The 23380-nt window shown below is 38.9% G+C and carries 16 protein-coding genes and 8 pseudogenes; 9 read left to right on the plus strand and 15 right to left on the minus strand.

Translation table 11 applies throughout. The features are described from left to right. The first annotated feature begins 62 nt into the window (after window positions 1-62). Window positions 63-1400: pseudogene (locus tag KA717_19740) on the plus strand (IS5 family transposase). Between the two features lie 216 nt (window positions 1401-1616). Here KA717_19740 and KA717_19745 read toward each other — a convergent pair. The 6 genes from KA717_19745 to KA717_19770 form a co-directional block, all read right to left on the minus strand. Next, window positions 1617-2375: an IS110 family transposase gene (locus KA717_19745; GenBank protein UXE64722.1), complete on the minus strand. Its 759-nt coding sequence runs from the start codon at window positions 2373-2375 to the stop codon at window positions 1617-1619. A gap of 17 nt (window positions 2376-2392) precedes the next feature. Next, window positions 2393-3535 carry a transposase gene (locus KA717_19750; protein UXE64493.1) on the minus strand — a complete coding sequence of 381 codons (1143 nt, stop codon included), beginning with the start codon at window positions 3533-3535 and terminating at the stop codon, window positions 2393-2395. Window positions 3536-3664: 129 nt separating this feature from the next. Further along, window positions 3665-3820 (minus strand): hypothetical protein, encoded by a 156-nt coding sequence (locus tag KA717_19755; GenBank protein ID UXE64494.1) that lies wholly within the window; start codon window positions 3818-3820, stop codon window positions 3665-3667. A gap of 1151 nt (window positions 3821-4971) precedes the next feature. Further along, entirely contained in the window at window positions 4972-5493 is a 522-nt protein-coding gene (locus tag KA717_19760) for a YceD family protein (protein ID UXE64495.1), read from the minus strand. A gap of 35 nt (window positions 5494-5528) precedes the next feature. Further along, window positions 5529-5849 (minus strand): DUF3007 family protein, encoded by a 321-nt coding sequence (locus KA717_19765; GenBank protein UXE64496.1) that lies wholly within the window; start codon window positions 5847-5849, stop codon window positions 5529-5531. 23 nt (window positions 5850-5872) lie between these two features. Then, window positions 5873-6115: an NAD(P)H-quinone oxidoreductase subunit L gene (locus tag KA717_19770; GenBank protein ID UXE64497.1), complete on the minus strand. Its 243-nt coding sequence runs from the start codon at window positions 6113-6115 to the stop codon at window positions 5873-5875. Window positions 6116-6687: 572 nt separating this feature from the next. Between KA717_19770 and KA717_19775 the strand changes: the two genes are divergently transcribed. Next, the gene (locus KA717_19775; GenBank protein ID UXE64498.1) at window positions 6688-7125 is read left to right on the plus strand and encodes a hypothetical protein; all 438 of its coding nucleotides are present in this window, start codon (window positions 6688-6690) and stop codon (window positions 7123-7125) included. Window positions 7126-7180: 55 nt separating this feature from the next. After that, window positions 7181-8462 (plus strand): annotated as a pseudogene (locus KA717_19780) (ISKra4 family transposase). 19 nt (window positions 8463-8481) lie between these two features. On the opposite strand, the gene KA717_19785 reads toward KA717_19780, so the two are convergent. Both KA717_19785 and KA717_19790 read right to left on the minus strand, forming a co-directional pair. After that, a complete protein-coding gene (locus KA717_19785) occupies window positions 8482-8628 on the minus strand; it encodes a hypothetical protein (protein ID UXE64499.1) in 147 nt (48 codons plus the stop codon). A gap of 463 nt (window positions 8629-9091) precedes the next feature. Continuing rightward, the gene (locus KA717_19790) at window positions 9092-9244 is read right to left on the minus strand and encodes a hypothetical protein (protein ID UXE64500.1); all 153 of its coding nucleotides are present in this window, start codon (window positions 9242-9244) and stop codon (window positions 9092-9094) included. A gap of 142 nt (window positions 9245-9386) precedes the next feature. Between KA717_19790 and KA717_19795 the strand changes: the two are divergent. After that, a pseudogene (locus tag KA717_19795) lies at window positions 9387-10723 on the plus strand (IS5 family transposase). Window positions 10724-10949: 226 nt separating this feature from the next. On the opposite strand, the gene KA717_19800 reads toward KA717_19795, so the two are convergent. Together KA717_19800 and KA717_19805 are read right to left on the minus strand one after the other, a co-directional pair. Then, the gene (locus KA717_19800) at window positions 10950-11864 is read right to left on the minus strand and encodes an IS1 family transposase (protein UXE64501.1); all 915 of its coding nucleotides are present in this window, start codon (window positions 11862-11864) and stop codon (window positions 10950-10952) included. Between the two features lie 94 nt (window positions 11865-11958). Further along, window positions 11959-13240: pseudogene (locus tag KA717_19805) on the minus strand (ISKra4 family transposase). Window positions 13241-13571: 331 nt separating this feature from the next. Between KA717_19805 and KA717_19810 the strand changes: the two are divergent. After that, window positions 13572-14639 carry an IS4 family transposase gene (locus KA717_19810; GenBank protein ID UXE64723.1) on the plus strand — a complete coding sequence of 356 codons (1068 nt, stop codon included), beginning with the start codon at window positions 13572-13574 and terminating at the stop codon, window positions 14637-14639. On the opposite strand, the pseudogene KA717_19815 reads toward KA717_19810, so the two are convergent. Beyond that, window positions 14639-14791 (minus strand): annotated as a pseudogene (locus KA717_19815) (transposase). The gene KA717_19810 and the pseudogene KA717_19815 overlap by 1 nt on opposite strands. Window positions 14792-14856: 65 nt before the next feature. Here KA717_19815 and KA717_19820 point away from each other — a divergent pair. Continuing rightward, a pseudogene (locus tag KA717_19820) lies at window positions 14857-16009 on the plus strand (ISL3 family transposase). Here KA717_19820 and KA717_19825 read toward each other — a convergent pair. Both KA717_19825 and KA717_19830 read right to left on the minus strand, forming a co-directional pair. Continuing rightward, window positions 15989-16672, minus strand: a complete 684-nt coding sequence (locus tag KA717_19825; GenBank protein ID UXE64502.1) for a transposase — start codon at window positions 16670-16672, stop codon at window positions 15989-15991. The pseudogene KA717_19820 and the gene KA717_19825 sit on opposite strands and share 21 nt — an antisense overlap. 24 nt (window positions 16673-16696) lie before the next feature. Then, window positions 16697-17032, minus strand: a complete 336-nt coding sequence (locus KA717_19830; protein UXE64503.1) for a helix-turn-helix domain-containing protein — start codon at window positions 17030-17032, stop codon at window positions 16697-16699. Window positions 17033-17122: 90 nt separating this feature from the next. On the opposite strand from KA717_19830, the gene KA717_19835 reads away from it, so the two are divergent. Further along, the gene (locus KA717_19835) at window positions 17123-18313 is read left to right on the plus strand and encodes an ISAs1 family transposase (GenBank protein UXE64504.1); all 1191 of its coding nucleotides are present in this window, start codon (window positions 17123-17125) and stop codon (window positions 18311-18313) included. A gap of 527 nt (window positions 18314-18840) precedes the next feature. Beyond that, window positions 18841-19953, plus strand: a pseudogene (locus KA717_19840) (IS630 family transposase). Window positions 19954-20286: 333 nt separating this feature from the next. Here KA717_19840 and KA717_19845 read toward each other — a convergent pair. Then, window positions 20287-21567: an ISKra4 family transposase gene (locus KA717_19845; protein ID UXE64724.1), complete on the minus strand. Its 1281-nt coding sequence runs from the start codon at window positions 21565-21567 to the stop codon at window positions 20287-20289. A gap of 222 nt (window positions 21568-21789) precedes the next feature. Between KA717_19845 and KA717_19850 the strand changes: the two genes are divergently transcribed. Further along, the gene (locus KA717_19850) at window positions 21790-22029 is read left to right on the plus strand and encodes a hypothetical protein (GenBank protein UXE64505.1); all 240 of its coding nucleotides are present in this window, start codon (window positions 21790-21792) and stop codon (window positions 22027-22029) included. Here the strand turns inward: KA717_19850 and KA717_19855 are convergent. Then, a pseudogene (locus tag KA717_19855) lies at window positions 22002-23283 on the minus strand (ISKra4 family transposase). The gene KA717_19850 and the pseudogene KA717_19855 overlap by 28 nt on opposite strands. Window positions 23284-23380: the final 97 nt, after the last annotated feature.

Genomic DNA, 23380 nt, shown 5'->3' on the forward strand with positions numbered 1-23380 from the left:
TAGAATGCACGAAAATAGGGTAGAATGCCTCAAAACCATTGCATTAAGAAGAGAGAAAGCAGATGTACCGAAAGCAACAGTACTCAATTGAAACACCAGAAAACTTGAAAAATCTGTTCGGCGGGCAGTTAGACGAAGAAAATCGTTGGATAGAAATGTCAAAAATGATTCTTTGGGAAGAATATGAGGAAGAATATGCAAAAAACTTCACAGAAAAAAAAGGAGCCCCAGCCAAATCATTTAGAATGGCATTAGGAGCATTAATTATCAAAGAAATTTCAGGAAAAAGTGACAGAGAAACAGTAGAACAAATAAAAGAGAACCCTTATTTACAGTACTTTATAGGAATGGAAAGCTATAGTAGCAAAGAAGCATTTAATGCGTCAATGATGGTTCATTTTCGTAAAAAAATAGGAATGGAATTAATAAATAAAATTAATAAAGAAATAGAAAAAAAAGCGACGGGTGTAGCGTCAGAAAAAAAAGAAAATGAAGGAAAGTTATTGTTAGATGCGACTTGTACACCAGCAGATATAAAATATCCAACGGATATAGGAATATTGAATGATGCCAGAGAAAAAACAGAAAAAATAATAGATAAGCTGTATGAAGAAATAAAAGAGAAAAGGAAAGAAAAGCCGAGGACTTATAGGGAAGTGGCAAGAAAAGAGTACTTAGCCATAGCAAAAAAACGTCGTGTGTCAAAAAAAGAAAGAAGAAAAGGAACAAAAAAACAACTAGGATATATAAAAAGAAACTTGTCTGATATAGAAAAAATGATAGAAGAGGGAGCAAAGTTAGAAAAACTAACGAAAAAAGAGCAAGAAGAGCTTGTAACGATAGGAAAAGTGTATGAGCAACAGTTAGAAATGTATGAAAAAAAGACAAATAAAGTAGAAAACAGAATTGTGAGTGTAAGCCAACCTCACGTGCGTCCAATAGTGCGTGGAAAAGCGGGAAAAGCAGTAGAGTTTGGAGCTAAAATATCGGCAAGTAATGTGAATGGCTTTGTCTTCTTAGACAAATTAAGTTGGGATAATTACAACGAATCGGGAGATTTACAAGCGCGAATAGAAGAATATAAAAGGGAAACAGGATGTTATCCGGAATCGGTTCATGTGGATAAAATCTATCGAACAAAAGCGAATCGAGCTTATTGTAAAGAAAGGGATATAAGAATGAGTGGTCCCCGATTGGGAAGACCGCCGAAAGAGGTGAGCAAAGAAAAAAAGAAAGAGGCACGCTCAGATGAAAGAGTGCGTAATGCCATTGAGGGTAAATTCGGACAGGGAAAGAGGAAATTTAGTCTTGGTCGAGTGATGGCCAAACTACCTGAGACCTCGGAAACGGTAATTGCGATGAACTTTTTGGTAATGAATCTTTCTACTCTACTTCAGAAGACAAAAAGTAAAAAGTTGTAGAGTCGTTTTTCTTGTGAAAAATGGTGTTAATTTTCCTCTCTTTTGTGAGGAGTGATTTGTGTTGACCTTTTTAGACAGAAAGGAACAATAGATTAAACAAAATCTGTATTTTGATTTGTTTCCATAAGGATAAGTTATCTATGCTTTTTCAGTCCATACTTCCCTAACCCACATTTCTTTCGTTTTTTGACTTTTTCAGCAAGCCCTACGTAAATGAGGATTACCAATTTTACACAACCGAGTTTTCCCTTTAACAGAGGTTCCCGATTGATGCTCTTGAGGTGTTAAACCCGCAAATGCCGCTAATTGACGAGCAGAAGAAAACTGATTAATATCGCCAATTTCTGCCAGAATTGTCATTGCTGTCGGCTCACCAATTCCTACAATCGAAGTCAATAAATCTGCTTGACTTTTTAGGGAACTATATTCGTTCAACAATTCTTTTTGTCGCTTTTTTACATTGTCAATTTGAGTTTCTAAAAATACAAGATGAGCTTCAATATCTTCTATGAGACTCTCATCAACTGTTGTTTTTAAACGATTTTTTTCTTGAGTTGCCATCTGCTCTAACGCTCTTAATCGACGGCTATAAGACTGTAATTGTGCCATTTCTGGACTTGGAGGTGTCCAAGCTTGTGGTTTAAGGGCTGCACAGAATCGTGCAATGGTTGTGGCATCGGCTTGATCATTTTTTGTTCGACTCAAGCGACTTTGAGCAAATCCCTTAATTCGGGCAGGATTAACAATACTGACAATGTGACCTAAACTGTGTAAATAAGTTGCTACTGAATGACCGTACGTACTAGTTGCCTCTAAACAAGCATGAACTCTTTCCAGTTGGTTTTGCTCCAACCATTTTTTGAGTTGCTCGAACCCTTCAAGGTTATTGGCAAATTCTTTAACCTGACTTTTTTTCTCTCCTTTGAGTAACTGGACAGTGGGAAGTTTATGGATGCCAGATAAGGTAATGACTATGCGACGAAAGTAAGCATATCAGGGCTTGGGGAAGAGGCAAGTTTAGCGGTAAGGAATTTAGGCAAAAGCAGACTGGGTGGACTTTGAGGAAAAATCATTTGGGCTTGATGTTGAAGGGCTAGTTGAGCAATCCGTTCACTAGGGTAGCCATGGGATGGTAATGTCCGAAACCATCGAGGAAAATTAGCCCAAATCCCCTGGGGTAACTCTAAGGCGAGAATTTGAAGTAGCCCTAAAGCAATGGCATTAAGGTTAACAAAACGCTCAAAGGCTTCTACCTTGTTTAAAATCTGAGTCTGAACAGCTTGTGGATAGTCACTGAGGATAAGATTGCTGGGCCAGGTAGGTAAAGTAGGAAGACTCTTAAGCCAAAAACGATAGGCAAAGCTGCCCAAAAGATGGACTAATTGACGAAAAGTGACTTCAATCTTAAATCGGAGACCGTAAGCGGCAATAATCTCAGGTCCAGTCAAACAGAGATCAGTAGAAAGCAGAATCAGTCGTCGTCCGTTAGGCAATTGGGTCAGAACAAACTTGACGAGCTGATGGGGACTATCCCAGTGGAACTCAAAGCACTGATAAGAAACCGTGACTTGTTGACCATAGAGCCAGACTTTAGCTGTCGGAAAGTCCGCCGCCAGAGCGAACAGCTTTTCTAGTTTTATCGAACTCCCCCAAATCCGTGGTCGTCCTCTCCCCGTCAGCGTCGGCACGGAACAAAAGGGGGCATAGGCGACGGTGGAGCAACGCACTCTTGTGATTAGATGCAAGGCGTTCTGGCGAAAACTTTTGAGCACTGGTTCGCAAGCAAAATAAGCATCCAAAATTACATAACTCCCTGCCTCTGCGTAAGTAACACAAAGGTCAGCCATTTTTGTCACCAGGCTCGTCTTCACCTTTTTTTTGCCTTTTCCCTCCCCCTTCTCGGTTGCTTTGGACTTGATGCCATCGTCTAGCCGCAACACTAAGGGCAAGGCAAAGCAGGCTTTCCCTACTCCCACCAAAATACTCAAGGCATTGAAGTAATGACCCCTTATCCACTCTGGCTTGGACACATCTTCCGATTCTTGGTGTAGTCGTTTTACACCTGGCATCTTGCGTCCTTCTTTCCCCACTTTGATGCCATCACCCACATACACCCGTTTCCCTTTAATTCTGTATAGACTTTCATGCTGACTTAGCCACTTTGACCATTGTAAAGTTAGTCCTTCGACCCTAAACGCCTTGGAATCAAACCAATGTAGAGCCTGATTGTAGTAGCTCTCTGTTCAGCCAATGGCATTGACATAGCTAGTTATTGCGCTGGGTTGGCTGTTGAGCACTACTCCCCAGACTAACAGGATAAACCATTGGAACGTTGCTTCTCGGCTAAAGGCTGGACGGAGATTATTGAGGATTTGCTCTAGTCGCTGACATAGTTGCATAATTGATAGATAGCACTGGCTATCGATTTTCTTATATCAGCCAGTTTCGGACATAACGGCACTCTTTTGTATCGGATGTCCGATTTTCTTTTCTCCACTTACACGCCTCGAGAACTTCCCACTGTCCAGTTGAGTAAGGCGGCTGAGAATTTTTCTTTACTAATATCTATGCCGAGAATGGCTTCTTTTTCGCTCATGATTTAACTCCTTGTGAGTCAGAAAAATAGTTGTCACTCTGCCGCGCTATCCTTGCAAATACTAGGTTTTTTGAGAAAAGCCACGTTGATACTGTCCAGTCTGCGGAAGGTGACATTCCGAAGAACAAATAGGAGGCTCTTTATCTACGAAGCAAGCTTTTTGCTTTAGGTTGGGTTCAGAGTCACTCTTTTTCTTGTTCTTCTTGAGATTAGGATAGCTCCTATCCTCCATTCCCAACATACAAGGTTCGGTTTAAGAGCAAATTTAATAGCAGGTATTTATAACTACGGCAATGGTTCAGTCTGATTATTGGAATTGCATCAAACCCCTGTGCAGCAAGGGATACAACGATTTTTGCCCTGAATCACTAAAATCCTTACAGGGCAAGACTTTCAGGCTATTTAACAACTAGGCTGAACCAGTGCCATAACTACGAGTTAGAAACAAAAGAATTGGAAGCAAAGGTGGAGATGACAGTGGAGATGAAAACAGAATAATTTATTCGAGATAATTTATTCTTCAAGTTCAGCTTTTGGAGACAAGCTGAGCGGCTTGAGTATGCCAATTTTTTGTTATTCTACTTTGAGAGATTATTTTGTCTTGATTTCCGATATAGCGGTAGTCGAGTGAGTGAGATGTATTGGAGTCTTTTACAGTAAGCCTTTCAAAGATTTTATTGCCCCTCATACGACTGAATACCGCTATAAGTTTAAAACCGTTTTTGACAGTCGATGCAAATTTTCTAGATTAAATCTGTTTTTCATATCAGCCGTTACAAGACTTGTGCAATAGGTCTAAGCCTTTCCCACTATCTTAACCTATTTTTCTGCATCCTAATTGTTCTTAATTCGACTACTATCTTTTGTCCATAAGGGTTTCACTTTTTTCAGCAAGCCCCAATTAGCAAAGGCTTAAGCTGCCACCACTACTATCGAATCACTACCTGCTGTATTTTATTGAGATAATTGTTGCTTTAAAATTTCCAAGGCTAACCAGCGATGATCAACTGCCTTTTCTAAATTGCTTTTGATCTCTTGATTATCAATATCGGTGATCGGAGCCCGACAATCCTTACCACAGAGACGGCGTAGGGGGAGTGCCAGGGTAAATTGTTCGTACAGCCAAGTGTCTATATCAAAATGCCCATCCGGTGGCAAGGTTTCCGATAAATCTTCCCAAGAAACTTCTCGTTCCTGAGGATAATTGGCATTTTGTGAGGCTTCTTTATCGAGCCAGATTAATTCTGAGGTATTCAGTACCAGACGATCATTGTACTGTTGAGCACAGCGATCGCAGATTAAGGTGACAATCGTTTCTGCTTCGACCCCCACCTCTAAAAACGTACCACCATGTCGAATTTTCATTTCCCCCCGCACCGGCGTTAAAGTCTCTAAATGGGGAATATTGCCATCTAGATAAAGGGTCTGTGTCCGTTGGGGTTGCTGAAGGAGATGGGGAATATAGATAGATTGCATGGCATTCTGAGGGGAGAGAGGGAAACTGAATCCTTTTAATCCTTGGCGGCCAGATCGGAGCGTTTCTGTTCCACTTCTGCCTGAAGTTTTTCCCGTTCTTCGGGGCTGAGACTTTCCCAACGTTTTTGGATCATGGCTTCTTCATAATCCTTAATTTGTTGATGGTAAGTCATATCGTGGGTTAACACCCGAAAGACATAGGAACAGAGCCAGAGGATTAAACCCCCGACTAAAACGGCTTGAGTCCAAATGCCTGCTTTTTGGCTGTCGATACCGATCGTGAGCAACAACACATAAACTCCGCCACCGGCTAGAAAAAAGCCCAAACTAATGGCGATCGCGTCAATTCGTCGCATAATGATTCACTGTTAATTAATCTCTAAACGGCCCGACGATGGGGACGAAAGTTGAGAATAGGACTGAGTAGCAACAGACCAGGGAAGAAAAAGAAAACTAAAAAGTACATAAAGGTACGTTCAATCGAACCCACAACATACCAGCGCGTTTTCAAGTAAAAATAGAGCAGGGCAGGCAATACTAACAAATAAGCAAAACTCAGAATCAGATAGAGCAACGCAACGAGGCCCGTTTCTGAGAGTAGGGTAGATACCAATAAATCCATTGCCTTATTCCCAAATCAAGTAACAAAAGTAGCTTAGAAAACTTTAGCGTATTTTTCCTCACATTTCAGCCCGACCAGGGCAAACGCATCTTATTTTTGAAAGGTAGGCTGGATAAGGGTTTCCGAGATCATGATTGATTTTTTATGAAACGCTGAAAGTCTTATCAGATAAGGAGTCTAGAATTTAGATGCGTTTGCCCTGTCCTAGAGCCAGCAATTCCAAATTCAGAATGTAGCTAAAGATACAAAAAACCTGAAGTGCTTACGGTCAAGGGGTTTAATGCCAATATTTAAAATCAATGTAATGCTCTATTTAGTGATTGATCAAGTTTGTTTGCAGGTTACTGACTCTCTAAGAGACCGAGATTCGAGGAGGGAATGCAAAAAAACTCAGAGATTAGGTTAATATCTCTTACATCCATAAAAACAAGATCGTGTCTGTATCCTATGTTGCCGTTTGAATTTGGAATTGCTGGTGGTAGCTGCGCTTGCAAGCAGTAAATAAGTGATCAGGTTACAATTTTTGGGTGTGACCTTTAGTTGATGAAGGAAAAGAAAAGTGTTAACATGAGATGAAAAGTGACAAAGAGGAAACAATGATGACAGCAAAACTAATTAATGTAGAGGGTTCAAAGATAAAAATAGAACTAACATTAGAACTCAGTCGTTCAATGTTGGATACAGAAATAAATATTCAAAAAGGCTTAAACGAAGTAGGTTGCATCGCCAGCAAAGAAGCCTTGAAATATTTAGATACAGATGGTTCACCCTTAAAAATCGGTGAAGAAATCTGGAAGAGTAAGGGAGAGCAACCGAAAGAATATCAAACACCTTATGGTGAGGTTATAGTGAATCGTCATGTATATCAGCGTTCACCTTTGAGGAAAAACGTATTGCCCCTTAGAAAGAGAAGCAAGGATAATCATAACATCAACGCCATTATTGGCAAAACAGGTATCCTCAAAAATGTCAGGGATGGCAGGCAAAGAGGGGGTGTGACCTTTAGTTGATGAAGGAAAAGAAAAGTGTTAACATGAGATGAAAAGTGACAAAGAGGAAACAATGATGACAGCAAAACTAATTAATGTAGAGGGTTCAAAGATAAAAATAGAACTAACATTAGAACTCAGTCGTTCAATGTTGGATACAGAAATAAATATTCAAAAAGGCTTAAACGAAGTAGGTTGCATCGCCAGCAAAGAAGCCTTGAAATATTTAGATACAGATGGTTCACCCTTAAAAATCGGTGAAGAAATCTGGAAGAGTAAGGGAGAGCAACCGAAAGAATATCAAACACCTTATGGTGAGGTTATAGTGAATCGTCATGTATATCAGCGTTCACCTTTGAGGAAAAACGTATTGCCCCTTAGAAAGAGAAGCAAGGATAATCATAACATCAACGCCATTATTGGCAAAACAGGTATCCTCAAAAATGTCAGGGATGGCAGGCAAAGAGGTGAAAAATGATTTATTAGAAAATCATGGTAGAAAAGTAGCGCTATCCTATATCCAAAGATTGAGTGAAGCAGTAGGAAGTGTGGTACAGGCAAAAGAAGAAGCGTGGAGTTATGCCCCGCCCAAGGAGGATAGCCAAATTGCAACAGTGGGAATAGGATTAGATGGAACCTGTATGCTGATGTGTGAGGATGGCTACCGTGAAGCAATGGTGGGAACCGTTTCCCTATACGATAGTGAAGGCGAACGTCAACCTACAATCTATCTAGGTGCGGCACCAGAGTATGGAAAAAAGAGTTTTCTAGAAAGATTAGAAAGAGAAATTGAGCGAGCGAAAAACCGTTATCCAGAGGCAACATTGGTCGGGATAGCAGACGGGGCAGAATCAAATTGGAAGTTTTTAGAAAAGCAAACGGAAGAACAGATATTAGATTTCTATCATGCCTCTGGTTACTTAGGTGCCTTGGCAGAAGCGTTGCATCCGAATACCGTGTCAAAACAAAAAGAATGGTTGACTGAAAATTGTCGAGAACTCAAGCATGAAAAAGGAAAAGCAGGAGAACTGCTAAATCTGATGAAAGAAGTCAAAGAAGAAAAAAGTCATTCTAAGAATCTTACCGAGAAACTACAAGCGGCGATTACTTATTACGAGAATCATCAGCATCAAATGGATTATGCTGAATACATAGAGAAAAAGTATCCGATTGGTTCAGGTGTTACGGAAGCAGCTTGTAAGACGTTGGTCAAACAACGATTATGTTGTTCAGGGATGCGATGGAAGGAAAAAGGAGCAGGAATTATTTTGAGCCTACGAGCTTTGGTATTGACCAAGGAACGATGGAGTCAATTTTGGGCAAAACTTGATCAATATGGGTTCCCTGTAGAACCCTGATTACAACAGCTTTTATCAACTAAAGGTCGCACCCTTCGATGCTTCCAAAGTCCTTCTGTTTCTCTGGTTCCGTATATTTGCGCAGGATACGGGCTGATTCGGTGAGATGCTGTTTTAACAGTGCTTTTTCTTCTGGGGGAATCGGTAACATACTTTTTTCGCTCATCAGTTTTTTTCCATTTTACCCCAGATTCTATGTACTATTTTATCCGGGATGTACCCCTGATTGTACAATCAGTTGCCTACGCACCTCTTCACTTGTTATTCTCGTATATAATCGCGTACTTTTAAAACTTGGGTCTGTTTGACTTTTCGGCTCCACTATCGACTTTATATCTTCTAAGATATTCGGTAATTTTGTTTCTTTTTTTTGCGCCCACTACGGCTGCGACCATCTATGAATGCTTGACCACTCGTTAATTCTTCTGTTCCTTTGCGGATTGTTCGTCTATTCCACCCTAATTCGCGTTCTGCGAAGGTTTGTCCCAGCGGGTGCGACCTTTAGTTGATAAAAGCTGTTGTAATCAGGGTTCTACAGGGAACCCATATTGATCAAGTTTTGCCCAAAATTGACTCCATGGCACTGGTATCGTCTAGCTAGAAGCTACAAACGTTGCAATACGAGAGGTTCAAGAAATCAGGCGAATTTGGAGTAAGTCCTCCCAAGTTAACCCCTTTTCAATTATACCGAGAGCTACAGCAGGAACTTCTCTAGTCGTAAAATGGCTGCGAACAAAGTTATGAACCATCCAGAAAATATCTAGGACTCGCTGTAATCCCACAACAGATTTAGCATAAGTAGGGCTTGCTGAAAAAAGCTGAAACCTTTACGGAGAAAAATAGTAGGCGAATTAAGAACCGCTAGAATGCACGAAAATAGGGTAGAATGCCTCAAAACCATTGCATTAAGAAGAGAGAAAGCAGATGTACCGAAAGCAACAGTACTCAATTGAAACACCAGAAAACTTGAAAAATCTGTTCGGCGGGCAGTTAGACGAAGAAAATCGTTGGATAGAAATGTCAAAAATGATTCCCTGGGAAGAATATGAGGAAGAATATGCAAAAAACTTCACAGAAAAAAAAGGAGCCCCAGCCAAATCATTTAGAATGGCATTAGGAGCATTAATTATCAAAGAAATTTCAGGAAAAAGTGACAGAGAAACAGTAGAACAAATAAAAGAGAACCCTTATTTACAGTACTTTATAGGAATGGAAAGCTATAGTAGCAAAGAAGCATTTAATGCGTCAATGATGGTTCATTTTCGTAAAAAAATAGGAATGGAATTAATAAATAAAATTAATAAAGAAATAGAAAAAAAGCGACGGGTGTAGCGTCAGAAAAAAAAGAAAATGAAGGAAAGTTATTGTTAGATGCGACTTGTACACCAGCAGATATAAAATATCCAACGGATATAGGAATATTGAATGATGCCAGAGAAAAAACAGAAAAAATAATAGATAAGCTGTATGAAGAAATAAAAGAGAAAAGGAAAGAAAAGCCGAGGACTTATAGGGAAGTGGCAAGAAAAGAGTACTTAGCCATAGCAAAAAAACGTCGTGTGTCAAAAAAAGAAAGAAGAAAAGGAACAAAAAAACAACTAGGATATATAAAAAGAAACTTGTCTCATATAGAAAAAATGATAGAAGAGGGAGCAAAGTTAGAAAAACTAACGAAAAAAGAGCAAGAAGAGCTTGTAACGATAGGAAAAGTGTATGAGCAACAGTTAGAAATGTATGAAAAAAAGACAAATAAAGTAGAAAACAGAATTGTGAGTGTAAGCCAACCTCACGTGCGTCCAATAGTGCGTGGAAAAGCGGGAAAAGCAGTAGAGTTTGGAGCTAAAATATCGGCAAGTAATGTGAATGGCTTTGTCTTCTTAGACAAATTAAGTTGGGATAATTACAACGAATCGGGAGATTTACAAGCGCGAATAGAAGAATATAAAAGGGAAACAGGATGTTATCCGGAATCGGTTCATGTGGATAAAATCTATCGAACAAAAGCGAATCGAGCTTATTGTAAAGAAAGGGATATAAGAATGAGTGGTCCCCGATTGGGAAGACCGCCGAAAGAGGTGAGCAAAGAAAAAAAGAAAGAGGCACGCTCAGATGAAAGAGTGCGTAATGCCATTGAGGGTAAATTCGGACAGGGAAAGAGGAAATTTAGTCTTGGTCGAGTGATGGCCAAACTACCTGAGACCTCGGAAACGGTAATTGCGATGAACTTTTTGGTAATGAATCTTTCTACTCTACTTCAGAAGACAAAAAGTAAAAAGTTGTAGAGTCGTTTTTCTTGTGAAAAATGGTGTTAATTTTCCTCTCTTTTGTGAGGAGTGATTTGTGTTGACCTTTTTAGACAGAAAGGAACAATAGATTAAACAAAATCTGTATTTTGATTTGTTTCCATAAGGATAAGTTATCTATGCTTTTTCAGTCCATACTTCCCTAACCCACATTTCTTTCGTTTTTTGACTTTTTCAGCAAGCCCTAAGTATTTGTACGACGACGAAAGGCGGCTAAATAGCGTCGGATAGCACTATTAAATGCCTCAACGTGGTTGGCATGGACGTCCTTTTCTTCTGGTTTTTCTGTTGTCTCTGGATGTTCTGGTTTCGGAGTTTCTACTTTCTTTAGTTTACCCTCAGAATCTCGACGTTTACTACTCTTATTTTTTAATCTTACTACCATTCCCTTCGGTAATACTTTGACGGGACGACCACGTTTTCCAGTCTTCAATACTTCGTGACAAATATTAAATAGCAGTTGACTATATCGCTTTTCTCCATCTGTAAATAACTGGAGAGATTCTGCACTCCTTTCAAATAATTCCGCTACCGTCATCATTGCTTCTAGAAATAATTTCTGCTCTTTTCGACCACATTTTAAATGCCAAATAAAGCGGCTAGCCCTGTCCATGAGCACGATTGTCCACCCCTCAGAGGCACTTGCTTCTTTATTTTTTCCAACTTTTGTGTATAGTTCATCCCCTTCTATTACTAATTTAACAAATTCATTCACTAAGGCGTATAAAAATAATGTCTCTTGTAATCCTGATAATTTCTTTTCCCAATTCAATATTGTTGTTTTCGCGTAGCCGAATACTCGGGCTGCTGCATTCAATCCTATTCCTTCCATTCTGGCTTTTAATACTTTTACAATTTCACTTAATGGGGTTTCTAAGCCAGCAATTACGCTACCATAAGTCTCAGCAAAACAAGAACTACATTCTTGACAAATGAACATTTTACGTTCCCCGTTACCTTTCGTTTGATAATGAGAATGTATTTTTACATTTTCACTATAGCAATGAGGACAGTTTTTCTTGAATAAGGCATCCTCTTTCTCTTGGCACAAGCCAACATCATTCAGGATTTTCATATAGCTTTTCTTTAATATTGACATTGTTTTCTGTTTCCTTTTTCTTTGATATAATGACAATAATAATAGTATAATAAAAACGGGCCGATGTCTAGTCTTAAACTATTTTTCTATTTTCTCAAAGCCTTACACCATAACTTTTTCCAACTTTGATCAGACGATACCAGTTCCGACTCCATCGTTCCTTGGTCAATACCAAAGCTCGTAGGCTCAAAATAATTCCTGCTCCTTTTTCCTTCCATCGCATCCCTGAACAACATAATCGTTGTTTGACCAACGTCTTACAAGCTGCTTCCGTAACACCTGAACCAATCGGATACTTTTTCTCTATGTATTCAGCATAATCCATTTGATGCTGATGATTCTCGTAATAAGTAATCGCCGCTTGTAGTTTCTCGGTAAGATTCTTAGAATGACTTTTTTCTTCTTTGACTTCTTTCATCAGATTTAGCAGTTCTCCTGCTTTTCCTTTTTCATGCTTGAGTTCTCGACAATTTTCAGTCAACCATTCTTTTTGTTTTGACACGGTATTCGGATGCAACGCTTCTGCCAAGGCACCTAAGTAACCAGAGGCATGATAGAAATCTAATATCTGTTCTTCCGTTTGCTTTTCTAAAAACTTCCAATTTGATTCTGCCCCGTCTGCTATCCCGACCAATGTTGCCTCTGGATAACGGTTTTTCGCTCGCTCAATTTCTCTTTCTAATCTTTCTAGAAAACTCTTTTTTCCATACTCTGGTGCCGCACCTAGATAGATTGTAGGTTGACGTTCGCCTTCACTATCGTATAGGGAAACGGTTTCCACCATTGCTTCACGGTAGCCATCCTCACACATCAGCATACAGGTTCCATCTAATCCTATTCCCACTGTTGCAATTTGGCTATCCTCCTTGGGCGGGGCATAACTCCACGCTTCTTCTTTTGCCTGTACCACACTTCCTACTGCTTCACTCAATCTTTGGATATAGGATAGCGCTACTTTTCTACCATGATTTTCTAATAAATCATTTTTCACCTCTTTGCCTGCCATCCCTGACATTTTTGAGGATACCTGTTTTGCCAATAATGGCGTTGATGTTATGATTATCCTTGCTTCTCTTTCTAAGGGGCAATACGTTTTTCCTCAAAGGTGAACGCTGATATACATGACGATTCACTATAACCTCACCATAAGGTGTTTGATATTCTTTCGGTTGCTCTCCCTTACTCTTCCAGATTTCTTCACCGATTTTTAAGGGTGAACCATCTGTATCTAAATATTTCAAGGCTTCTTTGCTGGCGATGCAACCTACTTCGTTTAAGCCTTTTTGAATATTTATTTCTGTATCCAACATTGAACGACTGAGTTCTAATGTTAGTTCTATTTTTATCTTTGAACCCTCTACATTAATCAGGGTAATCGCATCTTATTTGTTACAAAAAATACAGACAAAAAGAGAGAAATATAGCGTAAAAAAGAAGCAGTCATCTAAGAGAAGAAAAGGCTAAGCTGTCATCAGTTTAACTTGCAATAATACTTGAGCCCTTGTTTTTGATTTTACGTCCCCAACATATTGTCAATCCACCTTCATTAAGAAGTTTATGGATGAGAGATTCTAATTCTTCAATTGATTTGAATAATTTATTTGCAATATATTCTTTTGCTGAATGCCATCTAAGTACAGGACAAAAGGCTTGAAAAGTATACGAGAAAGGGGTTTCATGGAAGATGAACGTAATGTAAGAAAACCCATGAACCAATATAACGCATTGAAACAAGCCCTAAAACCCCATTTGGGATGGCATGGTGCCAGACTCTCCTTCCTAGCCTTGTTCTTACTCGCCCTCCTCAAAGTGAAAACGGTTAACCTTAAAGAATTGGCTCTGGGTTTTGAAGGTCGGGCATTGGTGGATTCTCATTACAAACGCTTACAACGCTTTTTCTCAGGATTTGAGCTGGATTACCATCACATTGCCCGTATTGTAGTCAGTTGGCTGGATATCCCTCAACCTTGGGTATTAAGTATTGACCGCACAACCTGGGAGTTTGGCAGTCATGGTTATAATATCCTCACTGTCGGCATTGTCCATGAAGGAGTAGCCATTCCCATCTTGTGGTGGATGCTTAGCAAGAAAAAGGGCAATTCTAACAGTGATGAACGAATGCGTTTTATCGAGGAGATGCTCAAGATTTTTCCCACCGCCCTGATTCGTTGTTTATGTGGCGACCGTGAGTTTATTGGTCAGGCTTGGCTTCGCTATCTTCTGCTCGAACCGCTACTGGCTTTCTGTCTGAGAATTCGGGCTACGGACAAGATTGAGCACAATGGCAAGCTTTTGGCCGCCAAAGTCATTTTTGCCCATCTTGCTATTGGTGAATCTCAACGTCTTCAAGGGAGTTGTCGGGTTTGGGGATATCCTGTTTCTGTAGAGGCTCTTCGCTTGCCTGATAATTCTCTACTCATCGTCATTGGACATCCCGATTCCCAAGGTCTTATTCACGATTATGCCCTGCGTTGGGGCATTGAAACCCTTTTTGGCATCTTTAAGACTCGTGGCTTTTGCTTGGAATCTACTCACTTTACTGACCCCAAGCGTCTTCGTAAGCTTTTGGCTTTACTGACTTTAGCTTTGGCTTGGTCTCTCAAAACTGGTCTAGCAATTCATCATCTTCATCCCATTCCCCTCAAGAAACATGGTCGCCTAGCGCAGAGTCTTTTTCGTCTTGGTTTTGACCATCTTCGTCATCTTGTTCTTAATCCTTCTCTACCCAATTTTTCTCTTTTTCTCGACTCCCTACATTTTTTGTCCTGTACTTAGGAATGCCATACCAATTCCATTAAATTATAATCGGGACTATAGGGGGGTAAAAACTCCAAAATAATGTTTGGCATTTCTTCCGTGCTCTCGTCTAGAATTTCTTGCTTTTTGTGGAAGCTCGCATTATCTAAAATAATCACAATCTTCTGACCATTCTGGCTCTTCCCCCAACTGTGTGGAAAGTGTATAATAGTAATATCACAGTAGGAGGTGGAGTATGTGGATAAACTTGGATGAGCTACTAGGTTTGCCAAAGGTAACAGTCGTAAACTATCGAGAAATAGATGGTGCTTTGTTCTTAAAATTAAAAATGAAAAACGAAGTAATGGAATGTCCAAATTGTCATAAAGAATTGGAAGATATAAATCAAATAGAATATAATTTGGTTCGGGATTTATCCCTATTGGGAAAGAAAGTATATCTGGAAGTGCCCCGCCGCCAGTTCCATTGTGAAAAATGTCAGAAATACATAACAGAAAGACTGGACTTTATGCGGCTAAGAAAACATTATACAATTCGTTATGAAGAAAAGATTTATGAGCAAGTAAAAAAGAAAAATGTAGAAGAGGTAAGGCAAGAAGAAGAAATAAGTTGGGGAACATTGGAATCAATATTTGAAGAGTATGCAAAGCAGGCAGAAAAGAAGGAATGGGAATTACCAGAAAAGATAAGTTTAGACGAATTTAGTAATAGAAAAGGAAAAAAGACTTTATTACAACAGTGATAGATATAAATAAAAAGGAATTGTTAGAAGTAATAAAAGGACACAAAAAAGAAGAGATAATAGAAGCCCTAAAGGTGCAGCCAGCAAGGGTTAGAGAGAATGTAAAGGAAGTAAGTGTGGATATGTGGGAGGGATTTACGTCAGCAATAAAGGAGTTATTTGTAAATGCTAAAATCGTCTATGATAGATTTCATGTAATGAAAAATATAAATGAAGAATTGAATAAATTGAGAAAGAAAATGAATATCCATAAAAAGGGTTTAACATACCTATTATGGAAAAATAAAGAAGAGTTAAAAGAAGAAAAAGAGAAGAGTTAGAAGAGATATTGAAAATGTATCCTTGTTTAGGAATAGCGTATGAAATGAAGGAAGAGATTAGAGATATTTATGAGCATTCAAGAACGACAAATGGTGCAAGGAGAAAATTTGAAAAATGGATGAGAACAGCGTGCCTATTCTATAAAAAAAGTGTGGGTATGCTAGAAACTCATTTGACAGGTATATGCAATTATTTTGAAAACCATACAACTAATGGATTAACGGAAGGGATGAATACAAAAATTAAATTAATAAAAAGGAAAAGTTATGGATTTGCTAATTTTGAGCATCTACGGCTTAAATTGTTAGCTTGCTTTAACTCGTAATATAACATTACACACAGACAAGGGAAGAGCCCCATTCTTTTCAAAGTCTTCTTTTTTATTTCCTTGTTCTATCCATTCTCTTTGTATCTGGAGAGTGCGAAGTTCTCTGTCAGACATTTTGACAAAATGCCTAAAAGCCTTGCATTGAAAGCCTTTCAGCGATTGTGAGTCTGGAAGAGGGGTGAAGGACGTTGGGGGCTGAAACCCTAGTAAACTCGTTGATTTTCCTAGAACTTCGCACTGTCCAGTTTGTATGTCTTTGTAAAATTTTAATAATACACTCTTGAAGTTCTGAGAGTTACCAGTGGGAATCAAATCAACCCACCGTTTTTTGTCAGTATATCTAATACCACCCATTACATTGACTCTTCCTTTTCTTCTATCTCCCCTCACTTTTTTACGCTTTCCTTTTTTTGTCCAATGTTTTCTCCGTATTACTCTTAAGCTGAAGCCACTTTCATCCCAAAACCATATCTGGATTGATTCTGGCTTTTCTTTCAAAAGCTTCTTGTACTCTTCAACTTTCTTTCTAAATTCCTCTCTTTTTTGCTCATCTTTTTTATCTTCTAGACTATATTTTGCCCAGATGTAGACAAATCGCTTTTTTTTAAGCATATTTCTAAGTTGTGTATTTCCTAACAATATACCCGTTTCTTTTTCCATATGAGTTGATAGTCTTGCTACTGTCTAACGTCCAAATTCATATCCAAACTCTTCAGGCTCTTTGATTATTATCTCCGTCAATTTCTCTATGTATTCTTCTGTTACTTTCCTGTGATTTCCTTTTTTTCTTTTGTCTCTTAAGCTTTCTATCTCTTTCGGATTTCCATTATTGCACCAGTACCACACTTGTCGTTTGCAACATCCTAATAATCCTGATATTTCATCATACGTTTTTCCTTCATTTCTCAGTAACATAATCAATATTCTCTCTCTTGTAACTGCGTGCTCTTCCGTTTTAAGGGCTTTTTGTAGCTCTTTCTTGGTCTTTTGGTCTAAGAAGTTTAACGTCAGCATAGTCATACAAAAAAGTAAGTCTATATATTCTACCTTATATCCACTTAGAGTGATGACAGCTTATTATTTAAAAAAAGTAAGTGAGTGAGGTCAAAGATGGCAAAAGGCTTCGGCGCAAGAGTTCTAACCCCACAACAAGAAAAAGAAGTCAAAATTATCAAAAGAAGCATACTGAAACATTTTCAGTGCCTAAAAGAACCGAGAACAGGGAGAAGGCAAGACCATAACTTAACAGCAATTGTCACCATAGGAATATTGGCAGTATTGTCAGGGGCAGATGGCTTCGTAGCAATTGAAGCCTATGGCAAAGCCAAACGAGAATGGCTAGAAATGTTTCTAGAGTTACCAAAGGGAATTCCCTCTCACGATACCTTTGGAAGAGTATTTGGAATGTTGGAAACAGAAGAACTAGAAAAAAGTTTTCTGAGCTGGATAAGCAGTCTAACGGAGAAAATGGACATAGAGCTGATACAGATAGATGGAAAAACGAAAAGAGGTTCTTATGATAGGGAAAAAGGACTAAATGCGTTACACAGCATAAGTGCGTGGAGTAGTGAGCGGGGACTGATGTTAGCGCAAAAGAAAGTAGATAGTAAATCTAATGAAATAAAAGCAGTCCCCTTGTTACTGAAGTTACTTAACATCAAGGGGGCAGTAGTAACCCTAGATGCAATGGGAACGCAGACAGAAATCGCAAAACAAATAAAGCAAGGTGAAGGTGACTATGTATTGGCTCTCAAAGGAAATCAGGGCAAACTTAATAAACAAGTTAGGGATTGGTTTAAACAAGCGGTCGCTCAGAACTGGCAAGGAATTGAATACAGTTATCATGAGAAGACAGAAAAAGGACATTACCGTTTAGAAACTCGTCAAGTCTGGACAGTGTCAATCAATCAGCTTTCCGCATTGCATCGCCAAAATCAGTGGGTCGGTTTAGCAACTGTTGTGATGGTTAAAAGTAAAACTCAATTCGGTCATAAAACAACAGAGACGTTTCGCTATTATATTAGCAGTCTTCCTACGGATGCCGAACGTCATAGCCATGTGATTCGTTCTTACTGGAGTATTGAAAATAGTCTGCATTGGGTTTTAGATGTCACTTTTAATGAGGATGCGAGTCGAGTGCGTCAAGGCAATGCGGCTGATAATTTGGGCTTGCTCCGTCGTTTAAGTATTAATTTGCTTAAACATGAGCCATCTCAAAAAAGCTTGAAGATGAAGCGTTATTTGGCGGCGATGGACAACAATTTTCTTCTACAGGTTTTAGCAGCTAGTTCACGGGAGTGATATTCATGAGTATATTTAGCTTCAAATAGGGCTTGCTGAAAAAGTCCACAAAACGAACCTAGATGCCACAGGGCGCGAAAAATGGTGACTTCAGAGCTCAGTTTCCAGTTTTACCTCACATTTTTCCAGCAAAGTGCATGGATTTTGAGCCTCCAAATGCCATAGCCTTGCATCTGATCGTTTGTAAAATGCCTGAAAGTATTGTCTAGCAAGGATTTCATCCTTATTCAGCAAGCCCCAAATAGGAGGATTGGCAAAATATTGACACCAACAATTATGAATTAGCGAAATTACTTAATCTTTTAGAGTTTAAGTTGATTTTCTTCTCTTTTTAGTTTTTGATATAGTCTATTTTTAAGCTAGATTTCTTTTTTGATTCCACTCTACTAATATGCGATTACCCTGCTACATTAATTAGTTTTGCTGTCATCATTGTTTCCTCTTTGTCACTTTTCATCTCATGTTAAGCTGTCATCACTCTAAGTGGATATAAGGTAGAATATATAGACTTACTTTTTTGTATGACTATGCTGACGTTAAACTTCTTAGACCAAAAGACCAAGAAAGAGCTACAAAAAGCCCTTAAAACGGAAGAGCACGCAGTTACAAGAGAGAGAATATTGATTATGTTACTGAGAAATGAAGGAAAAACGTATGATGAAATATCAGGATTATTAGGATGTTGCAAACGACAAGTGTGGTACTGGTGCAATAATGGAAATCCGAAAGAGATAGAAAGCTTAAGAGACAAAAGAAAAAAAGGAAATCACAGGAAAGTAACAGAAGAATACATAGAGAAATTGACGGAGATAATAATCAAAGAGCCTGAAGAGTTTGGATATGAATTTGGACGTTAGACAGTAGCAAGACTATCAACTCATATGGAAAAAGAAACGGGTATATTGTTAGGAAATACACAACTTAGAAATATGCTTAAAAAAAAGCGATTTGTCTACATCTGGGCAAAATATAGTCTAGAAGATAAAAAAGATGAGCAAAAAAGAGAGGAATTTAGAAAGAAAGTTGAAGAGTACAAGAAGCTTTTGAAAGAAAAGCCAGAATCAATCCAGATATGGTTTTGGGATGAAAGTGGCTTCAGCTTAAGAGTAATACGGAGAAAACATTGGACAAAAAAAGGAAAGCGTAAAAAAGTGAGGGGAGATAGAAGAAAAGGAAGAGTCAATGTAATGGGTGGTATTAGATATACTGACAAAAAACGGTGGGTTGATTTGATTCCCACTGGTAACTCTCAGAACTTCAAGAGTGTATTATTAAAATTTTACAAAGACATACAAAGAGAATGGATAGAACAAGGAAATAAAAAAGAAGACTTTGAAAAGAATGGTCCGAAGATTGTGATTATTTTAGATAATGCGAGCTTCCACAAAAAGCAAGAAATTCTAGACGAGAGCACGGAAGAAATGCCAAACATTATTTTGGAGTTTTTACCCCCCTATAGTCCCGATTATAATTTAATGGAATTGGTATGGCATTCAGCAAAAGAATATATTGCAAATAAATTATTCAAATCAATTGAAGAATTAGAATCTCTCATCCATAAACTTCTTAATGAAGGTGGATTGACAATATGTTGGGGACGTAAAATCAAAAACAAGGGCTCAAGTATTATTGCAAGTTAAACTGATGACAGCTTAACACTTTTCTTTTCCTTCATCAACTAAAGGTCACACCCGTCCCAGCAATTCTAAATTTAAGGCGAGGTAAGGGTTGTAGAAAAAAAGGATAATGGGAAAGGACAACAAGGTAGCCAGAGAGGAAGAAAAGATGCAAGGAATAATCAGTATGACTGGTCTGATAGCGTACTTGGTAGCAAGTATAGAGAAAATGAAAGACCCTCGCCAACCCAGTCCAAATACAACCTACAGCCTAAAAGATGCGGTACTAGGTGGTTTCAGCCTGTTTCTAATGCAATGTGAATGGGTGCGACCTTTAGTTGATAAAAGCTGTTGTAATCAGGGTTCTACAGGGAACCCATATTGATCAAGTTTTGCCCAAAATTGACTCCATCGTTCCTTGGTCAATACCAAAGCTCGTAGGCTCAAAATAATTCCTGCTCCTTTTTCCTTCCATCGCATCCCTGAACAACATAATCGTTGTTTGACCAACGTCTTACAAGCTGCTTCCGTAACACCTGAACCAATCGGATACTTTTTCTCTAAGTATTCAGCATAATCCATTTGATGCTGATGATTCTCGTAATAAGTAATCGCCGCTTGTAGTTTCTCGGTAAGATTCTTAGAATGACTTTTTTCTTCTTTGACTTCTTTCATCAGATTTAGCAGTTCTCCTGCTTTTCCTTTTTCATGCTTGAGTTCTCGACAATTTTCAGTCAACCATTCTTTTTGTTTTGACACTGTATTCGGATGCAACGCTTCTGCCAAGGCACCTAAGTAACCAGAGGCATGATAGAAATCTAATATCTGTTCTTCCGTTTGCTTTTCTAAAAACTTCCAATTTGATTCTGCCCCGTCTGCTATCCCGACCAATGTTGCCTCTGGATAACGTTTTTTCGCTCGCTCAATTTCTCTTTCTAATCTTTCTAGAAAACTCTTTTTTCCATACTCTGGTGCCGCACCTAGATAGATTGTATGTTGACGTTCTCCCTCACTATCGTATAGGGAAACGGTTCCCACCATTGCTTCACGGTAGCCATCCTCACACATCAGCATACAGGTTCCATCTAATCCTATTCCCACTGTTGCAATTTGGCTATCCTCCTTGGGCGGGGCATAACTCCACGCTTCTTCTTTTGCCTGTACCACACTTCCTACTGCTTCACTCAATCTTTGGATATAGGATAGCGCTACTTTTCTACCATGATTTTCTAATAAATCATTTTTCACCTCTTTGCCTGCCATCCCTGACATTTTTGAGGATACCTGTTTTGCCAATAATGGCGTTGATGTTATGATTATCCTTGCTTCTCTTTCTAAGGGGCAATACGTTTTTCCTCCTACTGAACGCTGATATACATGACGATTCACTATAACCTCACCATAAGGTGTTTGATATTCTTTCGGTTGCTCTCCCTTACTCTTCCAGATTTCTTCACCGATTTTTAAGGGTGAACCATCTGTATCTAAATATTTCAAGGCTTCTTTGCTGGCGATGCAACCTACTTCGTTTAAGCCTTTTTGAATATTTATTTCTGTATCCAACATTGAACGACTGAGTTCTAATGTTAGTTCTATTTTTATCTTTGAACCCTCTACATTAATTAGTTTTGCTGTCATCATTGTTTCCTCTTTGTCACTTTTCATCTCATGTTAACACTTTTCTTTTCCTTCATCAACTAAAAGTCGCACCCATGTGAATCATTCCTAGAACATCAAAGACAACTGCATAGTCGCAACGGTAGGGATAATCTTCAAACTCTATTCGGTGCCATCAAAATACCTAGTGACAATCAAATCCGCAATATCCTGGATAAAATCAAAGCCAATTCGTTATTTGTGGTGTTTAGTGACATTTATCAACTACTAAAGACCAGAGGAATATTGACTCGGTATGAGGTGTTAGACAAGCAATTACTAATTCCGCTAGATGGCACAGAGTATTTCTCCTCCCAAAATATCCACTGTGAGCAATGTTCCCATCGAACCCATAAAAACGGGACAGTGACTTACTTTCATTGGGTGCGACCTTTAGTTGATAAAAGCTGTTGTAATCAGGGTTCTACAGGGAACCCATATTGATCAAGTTTTGCCCAAAATTGACTCCATCGTTCCTTGGTCAATACCAAAGCTCGTAGGCTCAAAATAATTCCTGCTCCTTTTTCCTTCCATCGCATTCCTGAACAACATAATCGTTGTTTGACCAACGTCTTACAAGCTGCTTCCGTAACACCTGAACCAATCGGATACTTTTTCTCTAAGTATTCAGCATAATCCATTTGATGCTGATGATTCTCGTAATAAGTAATCGCCGCTTGTAGTTTCTCGGTAAGATTCTTAGAATGACTTTTTTCTTCTTTGACTTCTTTCATCAGATTTAGCAGTTCTCCTGCTTTTCCTTTTTCATGCTTGAGTTCTCGACAATTTTCAGTCAACCATTCTTTTTGTTTTGACACGGTATTCGGATGCAACGCTTCTGCCAACGCTCCTAAGTAACCAGAGGCATGATAGAAATCTAATATCTGTTCTTCCGTCTGCTTTTCTAAAAACTTCCAATTTGATTCTGCACCATCTGCTATACCGACAAATTTTGCCTCTGGATAACGGTTTTTCGCTCGCTCAATTTCTCTTTCCAATCTTTCTAGAAAACTCTTTTTTCCGTACTCTGGTGCCGCACCTAGATAGATTGTCTGTTGACGTTCTCCCTCACTATCGTATAGGGAAACGGTTCCCACCATTGCTTCACGGTAGCCATCCTCACACATCAGCATACAGGTTCCATCTAATCCTATTCCCACTGTTGCAATTTGGCTATCCTCCTTGGGCGGGGCATAACTCCACGCTTCTTCTTTTGCCTGTACCACACTTCCTACTGCTTCACTCAATCTTTGGATATAGGATAGCGCTACTTTTCTACCATGATTTTCTAATAAATCATTTTTCACCTCTTTGCCTGCCATCCCTGACATTTTTGAGGATACCTGTTTTGCCAATAATGGCGTTGATGTTATGATTATCCTTGCTTCTCTTTCTAAGGGGCAATACGTTTTTCCTCAAAGGTGAACGCTGATATACATGACGATTCACTATAACCTCACCATAAGGTGTTTGATATTCTTTCGGTTGCTCTCCCTTACTCTTCCAGATTTCTTCACCGATTTTTAAGGGTGAACCATCTGTATCTAAATATTTCAAGGCTTCTTTGCTGGCGATGCAACCTACTTCGTTTAAGCCTTTTTGAATATTTATTTCTGTATCCAACATTGAACGACTGAGTTCTAATGTTAGTTCTATTTTTATCTTTGAACCCTCTACATTAATTAGTTTTGCTGTCATCATTGTTTCCTCTTTGTCACTTTTCATCTCATGTTAACACTTTTCTTTTCCTTCATCAACTAAAGGTCACACCCCTTTCATTCGGCAATTTTACCTG

Source organism: Woronichinia naegeliana WA131 (assembly GCA_025370055.1).
Classification (GTDB): Bacteria; Cyanobacteriota; Cyanobacteriia; order Cyanobacteriales; family Microcystaceae; genus Woronichinia; species Woronichinia naegeliana.

Coding starts and splice junctions, on each gene's coding strand:
- KA717_19765 (UXE64496.1), bottom strand. CDS start 5,849: ATGCGACGAATTGACGCGATCGCCATTAGTTTGGGCTTTTTTCTAGCC.
- KA717_19825 (UXE64502.1), bottom strand. CDS start 16,672: ATGGAAAAAGAAACGGGTATATTGTTAGGAAATACACAACTTAGAAAT.
- KA717_19755 (UXE64494.1), bottom strand. CDS start 3,820: ATGCAACTATGTCAGCGACTAGAGCAAATCCTCAATAATCTCCGTCCA.
- KA717_19800 (UXE64501.1), bottom strand. CDS start 11,864: ATGTCAATATTAAAGAAAAGCTATATGAAAATCCTGAATGATGTTGGC.
- KA717_19830 (UXE64503.1), bottom strand. CDS start 17,032: ATGACTATGCTGACGTTAAACTTCTTAGACCAAAAGACCAAGAAAGAG.
- KA717_19845 (UXE64724.1), bottom strand. CDS start 21,567: ATGACAGCAAAACTAATTAATGTAGAGGGTTCAAAGATAAAAATAGAA.
- KA717_19810 (UXE64723.1), top strand. CDS start 13,572: ATGAACCAATATAACGCATTGAAACAAGCCCTAAAACCCCATTTGGGA.
- KA717_19770 (UXE64497.1), bottom strand. CDS start 6,115: ATGGATTTATTGGTATCTACCCTACTCTCAGAAACGGGCCTCGTTGCG.
- KA717_19785 (UXE64499.1), bottom strand. CDS start 8,628: ATGAGCGAAAAAAGTATGTTACCGATTCCCCCAGAAGAAAAAGCACTG.
- KA717_19835 (UXE64504.1), top strand. CDS start 17,123: ATGGCAAAAGGCTTCGGCGCAAGAGTTCTAACCCCACAACAAGAAAAA.
- KA717_19775 (UXE64498.1), top strand. CDS start 6,688: ATGAAAAGTGACAAAGAGGAAACAATGATGACAGCAAAACTAATTAAT.
- KA717_19760 (UXE64495.1), bottom strand. CDS start 5,493: ATGCAATCTATCTATATTCCCCATCTCCTTCAGCAACCCCAACGGACA.